The 14,207-nt window shown below is 36.5% G+C and carries 16 protein-coding genes; all 16 read left to right on the forward strand.

Translation table 11 applies throughout. The features are described 5' to 3' along the window. Complete coding sequence (locus HMPREF2876_RS09650) at nucleotides 1-549, forward strand: DUF2815 family protein (protein WP_070584813.1); 549 nt, start codon at nucleotides 1-3, stop codon at nucleotides 547-549. A 178-nt stretch (nucleotides 550-727) separates the two neighbouring features. Beyond that, nucleotides 728-2,716, forward strand: coding sequence for a DNA polymerase (locus HMPREF2876_RS09655; protein ID WP_070584815.1), 1,989 nt, complete (start codon nucleotides 728-730; stop codon nucleotides 2,714-2,716). Nucleotides 2,717-2,811: 95 nt separating this feature from the next. Then, nucleotides 2,812-2,958, forward strand: coding sequence for a hypothetical protein (locus HMPREF2876_RS10700; protein WP_172450326.1), 147 nt, complete (start codon nucleotides 2,812-2,814; stop codon nucleotides 2,956-2,958). Beyond that, nucleotides 2,933-3,607, forward strand: a complete 675-nt coding sequence (locus tag HMPREF2876_RS09660; RefSeq protein WP_063633218.1) for a Rha family transcriptional regulator — start codon at nucleotides 2,933-2,935, stop codon at nucleotides 3,605-3,607. The genes HMPREF2876_RS10700 and HMPREF2876_RS09660 overlap by 26 nt, the downstream gene beginning before the upstream one ends. Further along, complete coding sequence (locus tag HMPREF2876_RS09665) at nucleotides 3,600-3,977, forward strand: DUF7768 domain-containing protein (RefSeq protein ID WP_070584817.1); 378 nt, start codon at nucleotides 3,600-3,602, stop codon at nucleotides 3,975-3,977. The genes HMPREF2876_RS09660 and HMPREF2876_RS09665 overlap by 8 nt, the downstream gene beginning before the upstream one ends. Continuing rightward, nucleotides 3,964-6,237: a DUF3987 domain-containing protein gene (locus HMPREF2876_RS09670; RefSeq protein WP_070584819.1), complete on the forward strand. Its 2,274-nt coding sequence runs from the start codon at nucleotides 3,964-3,966 to the stop codon at nucleotides 6,235-6,237. The genes HMPREF2876_RS09665 and HMPREF2876_RS09670 overlap by 14 nt, the downstream gene beginning before the upstream one ends. 184 nt (nucleotides 6,238-6,421) lie before the next feature. Continuing rightward, nucleotides 6,422-6,751, forward strand: coding sequence for a hypothetical protein (locus HMPREF2876_RS09675; protein ID WP_070584820.1), 330 nt, complete (start codon nucleotides 6,422-6,424; stop codon nucleotides 6,749-6,751). Beyond that, a complete protein-coding gene (locus HMPREF2876_RS09680) occupies nucleotides 6,729-7,022 on the forward strand; it encodes a VRR-NUC domain-containing protein (RefSeq protein ID WP_070584823.1) in 294 nt (97 codons plus the stop codon). The genes HMPREF2876_RS09675 and HMPREF2876_RS09680 overlap by 23 nt, the downstream gene beginning before the upstream one ends. After that, nucleotides 7,000-7,476, forward strand: coding sequence for an HNH endonuclease (locus HMPREF2876_RS09685; RefSeq protein ID WP_070584825.1), 477 nt, complete (start codon nucleotides 7,000-7,002; stop codon nucleotides 7,474-7,476). Before HMPREF2876_RS09680 ends, HMPREF2876_RS09685 begins: the two co-directional genes overlap by 23 nt. Beyond that, a complete protein-coding gene (locus HMPREF2876_RS09690) occupies nucleotides 7,469-8,800 on the forward strand; it encodes a DEAD/DEAH box helicase (protein WP_070584920.1) in 1,332 nt (443 codons plus the stop codon). Before HMPREF2876_RS09685 ends, HMPREF2876_RS09690 begins: the two co-directional genes overlap by 8 nt. Nucleotides 8,801-8,848: 48 nt before the next feature. After that, complete coding sequence (locus tag HMPREF2876_RS09695) at nucleotides 8,849-9,283, forward strand: DUF1492 domain-containing protein (protein WP_063633212.1); 435 nt, start codon at nucleotides 8,849-8,851, stop codon at nucleotides 9,281-9,283. Nucleotides 9,284-9,451: 168 nt separating this feature from the next. Beyond that, entirely contained in the window at nucleotides 9,452-9,811 is a 360-nt protein-coding gene (locus HMPREF2876_RS09700) for an HNH endonuclease (RefSeq protein WP_070584827.1), read from the forward strand. A gap of 134 nt (nucleotides 9,812-9,945) precedes the next feature. Further along, a complete protein-coding gene (locus HMPREF2876_RS09705; protein ID WP_186822506.1) occupies nucleotides 9,946-10,518 on the forward strand; it encodes a P27 family phage terminase small subunit in 573 nt (190 codons plus the stop codon). Nucleotides 10,519-10,523: 5 nt separating this feature from the next. Further along, nucleotides 10,524-11,306 carry an S-adenosylmethionine synthetase N-terminal domain-containing protein gene (locus HMPREF2876_RS09710; RefSeq protein WP_070584830.1) on the forward strand — a complete coding sequence of 261 codons (783 nt, stop codon included), beginning with the start codon at nucleotides 10,524-10,526 and terminating at the stop codon, nucleotides 11,304-11,306. 12 nt (nucleotides 11,307-11,318) lie between these two features. Continuing rightward, entirely contained in the window at nucleotides 11,319-12,581 is a 1,263-nt protein-coding gene (locus HMPREF2876_RS09715) for a site-specific DNA-methyltransferase (protein ID WP_070584831.1), read from the forward strand. Then, complete coding sequence (locus tag HMPREF2876_RS09720) at nucleotides 12,562-14,154, forward strand: DNA cytosine methyltransferase (protein ID WP_070584833.1); 1,593 nt, start codon at nucleotides 12,562-12,564, stop codon at nucleotides 14,152-14,154. Before HMPREF2876_RS09715 ends, HMPREF2876_RS09720 begins: the two co-directional genes overlap by 20 nt. Nucleotides 14,155-14,207 lie beyond the last annotated feature (53 nt).

Raw genomic sequence — 14,207 nt, forward strand, 5'->3', positions numbered from 1 at the left:
ATGGCAAATATTAGTAGAACAAAGGTAATCACAGGAAAAGACACAAGACTTTCATATTTTAATGGTTGGGAGCCAAAATCAATCAATGGAGGACCTGAGAGGTATAGTGTATCTCTTCTTATTCCAAAGGATGATAAAGAAACAATTACGGCAATTGAAAAGGCGATTGATGCTGCAATCGAAGAAGGAATCGGTAAATTTGGAGGAAAGAAACCAAACAAAGCTACAATTAAACTTCCTCTTCGAGATGGGGATATTGAGCGTGATGATGAGGCCTATAAAGGTCATTATTTCATCAACGCAAATAGCGTAACAGCACCTCAAATTGTAGATAAAGCTGTAAAACCTATCATTGATAGAAGTGAAGTATATTCAGGCTGTTATGCCCGTGTATCCATTAGCTTTTATGCCTTTAACTCAAATGGAAATAAAGGTATCGCCTGCGGACTTGGAAATATTCAGAAGATTAGAGATGGTGAGCCACTTGGTGGAAGAAGTAATGCTTCTGATGATTTCACAAGCCTAGAAGATGATGACTTCTTAGCTTAGGAGGTCATTATGACATTAATTGATTGGTTTATCGCTATTTTCATCGGCACATGGCTTTTGGATTTTGTTATAAAAACTATGGTTAGCCTATATTTAGATATCAGAGAAAAGATAAATAGAAAGTAGTAAGGTGGGTGGCACTAATCTGCCACCCTTATTTTTATTGGAGGTGAAGAAGATGGATAACATCTCTATAGATATTGAAACCTATAGTAGTGTAGACCTTAAAAAGTGTGGTGTATATAAATATGCCGAATCTGATGATTTTGAAATTCTCTTATTTGCTTACAGCGTTGATGGTAGCGATGTTAAAGTCATAGATTTAGCAAAAGGAGAGGAAATCCCTTCTGAAGTTTTATCTGCTCTTACGGATGAAAGTATAAGTAAATGGGCATTTAATACACAGTTTGAGAGAGTTTGTTTATCAAGGTATTTAAGGGATAAAGGTATCAGTCTAGATCCTTTTTATGATAATCATGAACTTAGTACATCAAAGGCGATGTTTTTAAATCCTACTTCTTGGAAATGCACTATGATTTGGTCAGCAACACTGGGATTGCCACTATCTCTTGAAGGAGTGGGTGCTGTGCTAGGACTTGATAAGCAGAAATTAAGCGAAGGTAAAAACCTAATCAAGTATTTTTGTGTCCCCTGCACTCCGACAAAAACTAACGGAGGAAGAGCAAGGAATCTGTACTTTCATGATGAAGTAAAATGGGAACAATTCAAAGCATATAACAAGCGTGATGTGGAAGTAGAGATGGGAATTCAAGAGAAATTATCGAGATTTCCTGTGTCAAGAGACACTTGGGATGAGTTTTATTTAGACCAGGAAATCAATGATAGAGGAATAGCTATTGATCCTGTTCTTGTTGATTCGGCAATCAAATTAGATACTGGTGTAAAGGCTAGTCTTATGCAAAAGTTAACAGAAATTACAGGACTTGAAAATCCTAACTCAGTTCTTCAGATGAGAACTTGGCTATCAGAACATGGACTTGAGATGGAGTCTTTAGGCAAAAAGGAAGTGGCAAAAGAACTAAAGACTGCATCAGACGAACTAGTAGAGGTTCTTACTTTAAGACAGCAGTTATCCAAGTCATCTGTAAAAAAATATACAGCCATGAAAAATGCTGCCTGCACAGATAATAGGGAAAGAGGAATGTTTAGATATTATGGTGCGAATAGAACCGGAAGATTTGCAGGAAGACTTGTTCAGTTACAAAACCTACCACAAAATCATCTACCAGACCTAGCTGAAGCAAGAGCACTTGTAAGAGAGAGAAATGTGGATGCACTTGAAATGCTATATGAAGATATCCCAGATACCTTATCACAGCTTATTAGAACTGCCTTTGTACCTCAAAACAATAACAAATTTATTGTGGCTGACTTTTCTGCCATTGAAGCAAGAGTCCTTGCATGGCTTGCAAGCGAAAAATGGAGAATGAAAGTCTTTGAAGAAGGTAAAGATATCTACTGTTCATCGGCTAGTCAGATGTTTGGAGTTCCGGTTGAAAAGCATGGTGTAAATAGCCATCTAAGACAGAAAGGAAAAATCGCAGAACTTGCACTTGGATATGGCGGTTCGGTAGGTGCCTTAAAAGCTATGGGAGCACTTGATATGGGACTTACTGAAGAAGAACTTCAGCCACTGGTTGATGCTTGGAGAAACTCAAATTCTATGATTACTAGCCTTTGGTGGGATGTAGATAGAGCAGTCAAAATCTGTATTAAGCAAAGAATAGAAACGGAAACTCATGGCATAAAGTTCTCATGGAAAAGTGGATTCCTTTTTATAGAACTTCCTTCAGGAAGAAAACTTGCCTATGTAAAACCTAGAATTGGCGAGAATAAATTCGGTGGTGAGTCAGTTACTTATGAAGGAGTCGGTAATGCTAAAAAGTGGGAAAGACTGGAAAGTTATGGTCCTAAATTTGTAGAAAACATTATTCAAGGGACTGCGAGAGATATTTTAATTTTTGCAATGAAGACATTAAGGAACTGCCAGATAGTAGCACATGTCCATGATGAAATAATTATAGAGGCTGATAAAAGAATGAGTCTTACTGCAGTATGTGAGCAAATGGGAAGAACACCACCTTGGGCGAAGGGATTACTTCTTCGTGCAGATGGTTACGAATGCGAATTTTATAAAAAAGATTAGAAAAATTTTGAGCGGGGTTTACTATCCGCTCTTTTTCTTTGCCTGTGATTTAGAAGGTAATAGTGCCTTCAAAAAAATTACAGGAGGTCAAATAGATGACTATAGAAGAAAGAATAGCCTACTTGGAAACAATGGATAAGGTAAGAGACCAGCAAATAAAAGAGCTCCAAGTGGCAGTAGAAGAATTAAGCGGATGTGTGAATGGAGGTGTTAATCATGAAAGCAATGATTCCAATGAATGATTATGGCATTATGGCTGACAAGCACAACACCGCCAGAGTAGACAGCAGATTTGTTGCACAGTTCTTTGAGAAGAATCATAAAGAAGTGCTAAGGGATATCAGAAAAGTAGTATCAACTGACTCTGGCTTAAGTGAAGAATTCACTGAGCTCAATTTTGCGCTCAGTGAATATAGAGATACTACTGGAAGAAAACTACCATGCTATCTGTTAACAAGAGACGGTTTTACCATTTTGGCAATGGGCTATACCGGACCAAAGGCTATGAAGTTTAAAGAACTATATATCAAAAAGTTTAATGAGATGGAAGATTTCATAACAACGCTTATTTCAGCAAGAGAGATGTTTCCTATCTTAACTGAAAATATTACTTTAATTCATGACCATCCAAAGGCTTACCACTACAGTAACGAATGCGACATGATAAATCGACTTGTTCTTGGGATGTCAGCAAAACAGTTCAGGGAATTGTATGGGCTAGATAAAGGACAAAGTATTCGTCCTTATCTAAACTCTGGTCAAATGTATCTAATAGATAGATTGCAAAAAATTGATGCAGGGTTACTTATTTCAACACCGGACTATCAATCAAGAAAAAGACAACTCGAATGGTATTTAGGAAAGATTGGAAGGGAGGCAGATTATGAGTAAGACATACAAGAAGCACCTTGAAAATCCAAACTTCAGACCACTTGCATATATCTGCTCTCCATATAGTGGTGATAAAGATTTAAACATTAAGAAAGCTATTCATTATGCGGAACTTGCCTATAAGAATGGTGCAATTCCTGTCACACCACATCTCTTATTTCCTTTCATGGATGATAGAGATTTAGAACAAAGAAAAGATGCACTTTTTATGGACATCATACTTCTTGGTAAATGCCAGGAGGTGTGGGTGTTTGGCAGTCAAATGACTGAAGGCATGAAAAGAGAAATTGAAATCGCTGAAAAAAGAAAACAGGTTATTAAGTATTTTACAAGTGAGGGTTTGGAGGTTAAGACAAATGCTAAATTTTAAAATTCATACTGCTACTTGCATCGGAAATAGTAGCAATTGTATATATCCAAATGAGGTCTTGGTATCTGATAGGGATAGCTTTATAAAAGCTATCTCTTTTGACCATGTTACAGCAGAGTTTCAAGGAAATTACAGAAGTAAAGATAAGTTCATAACTTCTAATTGCATACCGATGGATTGTGATAATGACCATTCTGATGACCCAGATGATTGGGTCACACCTTTTGATGTGGCATTAGCCTTTCCAGGAGTATGCTTTTTTGCATCGTATAGCAGAAACCACATGAAAGACAAAGCAGGTAAATCTGCAAGACCGAGGTTTCATGTCTATTTTCCAATTGAAGAAGTAAGTAATGTAGATGAGTATGCTGAATATAAGGCTAGGATACAGGCAGAGTTTCCATATTTTGATAGTAACGCACTAGATGCTGCAAGATTTTTATATGGCGTTAATCCAGCAGAGGTGGAACTTTATGAAGGGGATTTAACAGTTACTGACTATTTAGGAAGAAGAAAATTTGAAGATCTACCTATATTAGGTAGCCAAATACAAGAAGGAAGTCGCAATTCTACATTAAGCCATTTTGCAGGAATTATCTTAAAACGATACGGGAAAAGCGAAAAGGCAAAAAAAGCATTTTTAGAGGAATCTGAAAAGTGTAACCCTCCTTTGGATAGGGAAGAACTTTCACTCATTTGGAAGAGTGCAATCAGCTTTTATGAAAATATATCTAAACAAAAAGGATATATACCTCCAGACGAATATAAAAAAGTTTCTTGGGAGGAGCCATTACCGTTTACGGGAGAAAAGATGCCAGATTTTCCTATTGAAGCCCTTCCTAAGGCTTTACGAAACTATGCAATTGCTGTAGGAAAATCAACACAGACTCCTGTGGATATGGCAGCAGTTGGAGTTCTTGCTACTGTATCAGCTTGTATGAAAAATTTATATAAAGTTGAGGGAAAAGCGGATTGGCATGAACCAACTAATATTTACAGCGTAATTATAGCAGAGCCTTCGGAAAGAAAGTCTGCAGTTATTTCGCTTGTCATAAAACCTGTGGATGAATATATCAAAAAATATAACCAAATTCATAAAGTGGAGTTTGAAATGTCTAAAGTCATCAAACAGAGATTAGAAAACAAGAAAAACAGTCTTCTGAGCCAAAGTAAGAAAAAGGGAGAGGACAAAACTGCTAGTGAATTTAATGATGAAATCAGAAGTGTGGTAGAAGAACTTGTAAATTTTACAGAAAGTAAGCCTTTAAAGGTTTATGTGGATGATACGACTACTGAAAAACTCACAGAAAGTTTGGCAGAAAATAATAATGCTATTTCTATTATTTCATCTGAAGGTGGAATTTTTGATGTCATATCAGGCACTTATTCCAGCAAGGTAAATATTGATGTTTTTCTTAAAGCCTACTCCGGAGAAAACATATCCGTAGATAGAATTATGAGAAATTCTATCTATGTTGAGAATGCGTGTCTTAGCATTCTTTTGTCTGTTCAACCTGTAGTGATTGGTGAGCTAATGAGAAATAAGAAGTTTCGCCATAGAGGGCTAACCGCAAGATTTCTATACACTACACCACAATCTTTTGTTGGAAAAAGAACCTTAGAATCAGAATGCATTTCCAAAAATGTATATAGGGAATATAAGGAGTTAATCGATAATATTCTGATGGAAGAAAAGACGGGAAATACACAAATTATAAAGCTGAGTGAAAAGGCAAAGGAACTCTTAAAAGAGTATTTTGACTGGGTGGAACAAAAGCTTGTAGGTGAATTTACTATGTACAGCGATTGGCTCGGAAAACTAGTGGGAAATACGCTTCGCATTGCAGGGATACTCGCAAGAAGTAGTGTGATAAAAAAAGATGTGGGAGATGCTCTTTTAGAAGAAGATTCACCGATTGTAATTGATGAAGAAGTTTTTTCTAATGCTGTTAAAATTGGAAAATATTTTTTAGTCCATGCCGTTAATGCCTATGGAGATATGGGAGTTCGTTCAGACTTTAAGGCAGCTCTTATGGTTCTTGAAAAATTAAAAGAAAAAGAACTTGTAAACATTACAAGAAGGGAAGTCATGAGACTTTGCAGGTGGGTTGGAAGTGCAGAAGAGGCACAGAGCATACTGGACAATCTTGAAGACTATGGATATATCCGTCTTTCAGAAATAGATCCGGCAGAAAAAATGAGAAATGGAAGACCTAAGAATGTGGTGTATTCCATCAATCCTAGCGTTTTATCGGAGTAAAAGACTTTTTTTGTCACACATATAAGGGTTTTGTCACGCTGTTCCCACGTCCCATACACAGTTCTATATGTAGTAATACTTTATATATAAATAAATTAATTTAAAAAAGCTATCTATATAGCGACAGTGTGACAAAATAGGACAAAACTATTTTTAACAATTTGATGAAAGGAATAGAAATGCGATGATTACAAGGAATGAAAGAAAAATTGAAGTTTATGAAAATGCAGGAGCGTATATGAGACTCCTTAAGACAGTAGGGACAAAAGCGGTAGTTGCAATTAGTCCTGTAGTTCATGCCAAGGATACAGGTAGGTTATTAAAGGCATTAAATACTATTGATGAAATCTGTTCAAAGGCTGATAGTAATATGTTTTCTGACTATCCTAATCTTGGAAATAAATATGTTGATGTGTTTTACGGCAATTTAGCTAGTGAGACAAGAAATGATATTGATGAAAAAATAAAAGCTATGGCAAAGGAGAGAGCAGATGAGCTGTTTAAGAGAAAGTGATATTGAAAAATGCTTAGTTCGTAAGGTGAAAGAAAAAGGTGGTTTTGCAATAAAATTTGTAAGTCCTAGTCTATCTGGTGTTCCAGATCGTTTACTTCTTCTCCCAGAAGGAAAGTTTGCTTTTGTAGAACTTAAGGCAAAAGGTAAAAAACCAAGACCTCTTCAGCTAAAAAGAATGGCTGATTTTAGGAAGTTAGGATTTAAATGTTTTGTGATTGATGATAAAGAAATGATCGGTGGTGTTATTGATGAAATTAAAAAATTGCAGTAACTGTGGCACCAGATTTGAATATAAAGGCAGGCATGGTAATAGAAATAAAAATTTTTTCTGTTCATATGAATGCTACTTAGCGTTTAAGACTAAAAAAATTAAGGTGAAATGTGACTGGTGTAGCAAAGAATTTATGAAAAAGAGAAGTGATATAGCAAGAACTAAGCATAATTATTGTTCGCATAAATGCACTGATGATTATAAACGATGGACAGGATTGTCTGGTAAAGCCCCTATAATTGATGGAATTCCTGTTCATAGAGTTATTGCAGCTGAGAAAATGGGAAGACAATTACATCACTATGAGGAAGTGCATCATATTGATGGAAATCATGATAATAACCGAATTGAAAATATAGTTATTTTATCAAAATCGGAGCATGCAAAAATTCATGCAACAGGAAAGGAGAGAGATAGATTTGGGAGATTTGTTAAAGCAAAGTCAGATGCATAATTACCAAAACTTTGCAAGCAATCATATAGTAACTCATCCTGTTTCAGCGGTATTGCTTGAATGTGGCTTAGGAAAAACAATAATAACTCTTACAGCTATAAATGATTTAATGTATGACTATTTTGATGTGTGTAAAGTTTTAGTGATATGTCCACTTCGCATTGGATTGAATGTATGGAAACAAGAGTGTGAAAGATGGGAACACACTAAAAATCTTAGATGTTCTATTGCGATTGGAACAGAAGAAGAAAGAAAAAAAGCCTTATCCAATTCAGCTGATATTTACATTATTAACCGTGAAAATGTAGACTGGCTTATTACAAAAAGTGGATTCAAGTGGACATTTGATATGGTGGTAATTGATGAACTTTCATCTTTCAAAAGTTATCAAGCAAAAAGGTTCAAATCACTTCTTAAAGCAAGACCAAAGGTACAGAGAATTGTTGGACTTACAGGAACTCCATCAAGTAACGGTCTTATGGATTTGTGGGCAGAGTTTAGACTCCTAGATATGGGAGAAAGGCTAGGAAGATATATCACTCACTACAGACAAAACTTCTTTGTACCAGATAAAAGGAATCAGCAGATGATATTTTCATATAAACCTAAAGATGGTGCAGAGAAACAGATATATAGTTTAATATCTGATATCACGATTTCCATGAAATCAAAAGATTTTCTGAAAATGCCAGAATGCATTATGAATGAGGTGGTGGTTTCATTATCGGAAAAGGAGCAAAAGCTATATGATTCCTTAAAAAAGGATATGGTGCTATCCGTTGGAGATGATGAAATTGATGCCATAAATGCAGCCGCCCTATCTAGTAAACTTCTTCAAATGGCAAATGGTGCTGTATATAACGATAAAAAGGAAAGCATTGTAATTCATGATAGAAAGCTAGATGCGCTTGAAGATTTAATTGAAGGTGCTAATGGTAAACCTGTTCTTGTAGCTTACTGGTTTAAACATGATATGGAAAGAATAAAGAAAAGATTTGATGTTAGAGAGATTAAGACAGGTAAGGATATAACGGACTGGAATGAAGGGAAAATTCCTATAGCTATCATTCATCCTGCAAGTGCTGGTCATGGACTTAACTTGCAATTAGGTGGATCAACACTTATATGGTTTTCACTTACTTGGAGTTTGGAACTTTATCAGCAGACCAATGCAAGGCTTTATAGACAAGGACAAAAAGACACAGTAGTTATTCATCACATTGTTTCTAAAGGAACGATTGATGAAGATGTCATGAAAGCATTAAAAGCCAAAGAGAGAATTCAAGATGCACTGATTAATTCAGTGAAAGCAAGATTAAAGTAACGAGGAAAAGAGGTTCTATGGAGAACTTACCTCAAGTTGGAGGTAAGAATGGAAATAAAAGAATATTTAAAGCAAGCATATCTGCTTGATAAAAGAATACAGCATTACCTAGAAGATATAAAAAGACTTAGGTTAATGGCAACAAGTGTATCCTCTCCAAGATATGATATAGACAGAGTTCAAACTAGTAAAAATACTGAAGCACCTTTTGTGAAAAGTTTAAATAAAATAATGGACTTGGAGGCAAAGATAAATGAGAAACTTATATTGTTTATTAGTCTTAAAGAGCAAATTCTTGACATGATTTCAAAACTTGAAAGTGTGGATGAACAACTGCTACTTACCTATCGTTATTTAAACAATATGACATGGGATGAAATAGCAAAGGAACTTCATGCTTCAAGAGCTACAGTTTTAAGGTGGCATGGGAATGCACTAGTTAAGTTAAAAATGCCTGAAAATCCTATAGATATAAAAAGTTGATACAAAATGAGACGCTTTGAGACACTTTGAGACTAAATAATACTGTTTGACTATCTTTTAATAGTTTTGCCTTTGTGGTATGATATACTTAGCAAAAATTATAAGAATACAAGCCTTGAGAGAGAAATCTTTCAGGGCTTTTCTTATGCCCAAAAGGAGGTGGAAGACTTGCCAAGAAAGCCAAAGCGTCCATGTTCTTATCCAGGATGTCCTAATTTAACCGATGGTAGGTTCTGTGAAATGCATCAAAGGGAAGAAAACAAACGCTACGAGAAGTACGACAGGAATCCTGCTGTACGCCGTAGGTATGGCAGAGTATGGAAAAGAGTAAGAGATGCTTATGTTAAGGAGCATCCATTTTGTGAGGAGTGCTTTAAGAAGAAAATTTTAGTACCTGTAGAAGAAGTGCATCACATCAAACCTCTTTCTGAAGGTGGAAATCATAATAAAAGTAATTTGATATCTTTATGCAAATCCTGTCATGCGAGAATTCATGCCCAAAGAGGAGACCGTTGGAATAAAAAATAAATGGGGAGGGGCGGTCAAAATCTCTACGAATCTATCCCTTGGGGAACGGGCGTGGGGTCTCACGCACAAAAACGCAGGTTCAAAGAGGGTATTAAAGAAAACCAAAAAATATGAATGGAAAGGAAGTGATGAATGTGGCCAAAGACGGAACATACAGAGGTGGCAGAAGAGTAAAAGCAGGAGATAAACCAAGACCGATAGCTGAAAAAATACAAAATGGAGAAAAAGTAAAACTGCTTGCCAATGATATACCGGATATGTACTATGCAGAACTTGATTCTGTAGATTTACCTGATGGTGTAGAACTTGATGGAATAGATATGCCAAAACCTGGTGAGTATCTATCTGCAAAACAAAAGGATGGTATTCCACTAGGCGCAGATGAAATATATAAAGAAACATGGCTGTGGCTAAAGGAGAGAAAATGCGAAAAGTTAGTAAATAAAAGATTGCTTGAGTCATATTCACAGGCCTTTGCCAGATATATTCAATGCGAGGATGCTATTAGCAGATATGGAATGCTTGGAAAGCATCCAACAACAGGTGGAGTAATTGCTTCGCCATTTATTCAGATGTCATCACAGTTTCAAAAAACAGCAAATCTGATTTGGTATGAGATATACGACATCGTCAGACAGAACTGTACAGAAATTTATGAAGAAGATAGCGATGACCTTATGGAGCAGCTATTAAGAAGAAGGAGATAAGAAAAATGATAGAAAAAGTAAATCCAAAACACCCAGATAAAATTGCAGATAGAATCGCAGGTGCTATCGTAGATATCGCATATAAAAATTGTGATAGTCCTAAAGTTGCCGTAGAAGTATTAATCGGTCATGGTGTTTGTCATGTGATTATAGAAAGCACGGTCAATTTTAAGTATAAGGACATTAAAGAGGCAATAGCTCGTATTGCAGGAAATGTAAAAAAGGATATAGTAATCGTTCCTCAAGATAAGCATCTATCTAGTAATCAAAAAAGGAATATTAGATGTGGAGATAATGGCATCTTTAAAGGAGTACCTCTTACACTTGAACAAAAACAGCTATCTAAGATAGCAAGAAAAATTTATTCTAAATATCCATATGATGGCAAATATATCCTAGATGATGCAAAGCTTATTATTTGTCAAAGTAATGCAAGAAAAAATGAACTTGAAAATCTTTATCCAAATGCAATCATCAATCCCTTAGGAGATTGGACTGGTGGAATAAATGTCGATACAGGAGCTACCAACAGAAAACTTGGATCAGATATGGCAGGGGCTGTAACCGGTGGTGGACTTCATGGTAAAGACTTATCCAAAGCAGATGTATCAGTAAATATCTACGCTTTTCTTAAAGCACAGATGGAACAAAGACCGATTGAACTTAGCTGTGCCATTGGTGATGAAGTAGTTAATGGTAAGCCGTATAGCGAAATCGTAAATATCGCAAGAAAGTATATAGACTCTATTGGTGGATTTGAGAAATTCGCTGAATGGGGTCTTTTTTAATGGGGTGAGCTTATGAAAACAAAAATGGAAATGGTGGAAATTAGTAAACTAGTCCCTTATGTGAATAATGCAAGAACTCACTCCCCAGAGCAGATTATGAAACTTAGATCCTCTTTACGAGAATTTGGTTTTATCAATCCGGTCATCATTGATTCCAAGTTTAATATCATCGCAGGTCACGGAAGAGTTATGGCAGCCAAAGAAGAAAAGATGGAAGAAGTGCCATGTGTACTGGTTGACTATCTATCTGAGGCACAGAAGAAAGCATATATCATAGCTGACAACAAAATGGCACTGGATGCCGGCTGGGATGAAGAGCTACTTAGAGTTGAGATTGAAGAACTGGAAGGCATGGATTTTGATTTAGCCCTAACGGGCTTTGATGGAGCAGAACTGGATGAGCTATTTGAAAACTCTGAAAAGGAAACGGTGGAAGATGATAAATTTGACTTGACATCAGCACTTGAAAAAGCCGCCTTTGTAGAAAAAGGCGATGTCTGGAATGTTGGCAAACACACTCTGATGTGTGGTGATGCAACAAGTAAGGAAGATGTAGATAAATTAATAAATGGTAAAAAAGCAAATCTCATTATTACCGATCCCCCTTACAACGTAGCCTTTGAAAGCTCCAAAGGATTATCTATCAAGAATGATAAATTGCAAAACGATGAGTTTTATAATTTCCTTCTTCTATCCTTTCAAAATATGGCAGAGCATTTGGAAAGTGGTGGAGCAGCCTATATATTTCACGCTGATACGGAAGGACTTAATTTTAGAAAAGCTTTTATTGATGCAGGATTTCATCTTGCAGGCTGTTGTATATGGGTAAAGAACTCACTTGTTCTTGGTAGAAGTGACTATCAGTGGCAACATGAACCTGTGCTTTATGGCTTTCTTAAAAATGGCAAGCATTCATGGTATTCTGATAGAAAACAAACAACTATTTGGAACTTTGATAAACCAAAGAGAAATGAAAATCATCCGACATCAAAGCCACTAGATTTACTTTCCTATCCGATTCAAAACTCAAGTCAAGAAAATGCCATCGTCATTGATACCTTTGGAGGTAGTGGTTCAACCTTAATGGCTTGCGAAAAGACAAATCGAATCTGTTTTACGATGGAACTTGATGAAAAATATGCATCAGTTATTTTAAGACGATATGTGGAAGATACCGGAGATAGTGAAAATGTCTATGTGATTCGTAGTGGTAAGAAATTATCATATAAAGATTTGGTGAAAGAGGTGGAAATAGATGGAGAAAAAACAGAATAAACCTCTAACACTTTGTTCTCTATTTGATGGTTCAGGAGGATTTTGTTTAGGAGCAAAACTTGTAGGTATAAAGCCTATTAGTTGTTCAGAAATTGAGCCTTTTCCAATCAGAGTAACTACAAAAAGAATGCCGGATGTAAAACATTTAGGAGATATATCTGGTATTAAAGGAAATGAAATAGAACCTGTGGACATTATCACTTTTGGCAGCCCATGCCAAGATATGTCTATAGCAGGAAAAAGAGCGGGGCTTAATGGTTCTCGCTCTAATTTATTTTATGAGGCAATAAGAATTATTAAAGAAATGAGGGAGGAAACGCATGGAGAAAAACCAAGATATATCGTTTGGGAAAATGTGCCAGGTGCATTCTCCTCAAACAAAGGAGAGGACTTCTTTTCAGTCCTCAAAGAAATCTGTGGGATCAAAGGACATAAAATTGATGAGGCTAGACCTAAGAAATGGCAAAACGCAGGTTTTATCATGGCAGGAGATTTCTCACTCGCATGGAGGGTATTTGATGCTCAGTACTGGGGAGTGCCCCAAAGAAGAAGACGTATCTACCTTGTCGCAGATTTTAATGGAGAAAGTGCCGGAAAAATATTATTTGAGTCCGAAGGCATGCCTTGGCATCTTGAAAAGAGCAAATGCCCGTGGAAAAGAACTGCCGGAGGTCTTAAAGAAAGCACTAGAGATGCAGTCACAAATCTGTGCTTAAATGACCAAGGTGGTCAGAGGATGGATGTTCATGAAGAAAAGAGTGGAACAATCACTGCAAGTGTAGGAAATCACCCGCCACTGGTATTTGAAAATCATGGACAAGATTCCAGATTTAAAGGACCTCTTGCTGTGAGTAATACTATAGGAGCAAGTCTTGGAACGGGAGGAAACAATCAGCCTTTTGTAGTAGAAGATAGTACCAGAACATTTGATGTCCGTATTACCTCAGAAAATACCAAAAATCACAGAGCCAATATCTATGAAACCAATGTGGCAAGAACCATCAATACAGGTCAAAACTCACCGGAAGCTAATCAAGGCGGACTTGCCATTGTCTACTGTGATAAAACAGCAGGTACATTATGTGCGATGGATGGTCCAAAGGGTGTTCATAGTGAGATGGCAGGTCAAGGTAAACTTATCGTAGAAAAGGAAATTTTTTCAACCAGCAAAAACTCCCATCATACTGAGGCGATGGAAAATCTAGCTAATACCTTAGTTGCAAGTGACTACAAAGATCCTCCAGTTGTAAATGACGTGGCGGATCAAAGATATATTGTTAGAAGACTAACTCCAAAGGAGTGCGGGAGGCTTCAAGGTTTCCCAGATGGTTGGTGTGATGGACTTGAAACAGAAAATCCAACTGAAGGAGAATTGATATTTTGGACTGAAGTCTTTGAAACCTATAGGAAAGTTGTAACTAAAGCTACTAAGCCTAGAAGTGAAAAACAGATAAGAAAATGGCTTGCTAGCCCTCATACAGATTCAGCAGAATACAAAATGTGGGGGAATGGCGTGGCACTTCCTAATGTATGCTTTGTACTTGCAGGAATTAAGCACTTTTATTTTGAATAAAGCACAGATATGACTTGCTATTTACAGCCTTTAGAGTGATATATGTACATACC

This window comes from Streptococcus sp. HMSC073A12 (assembly GCF_001812815.1).
Taxonomy (GTDB): Bacteria; Bacillota; Bacilli; order Lactobacillales; family Streptococcaceae; genus Streptococcus; species Streptococcus vaginalis.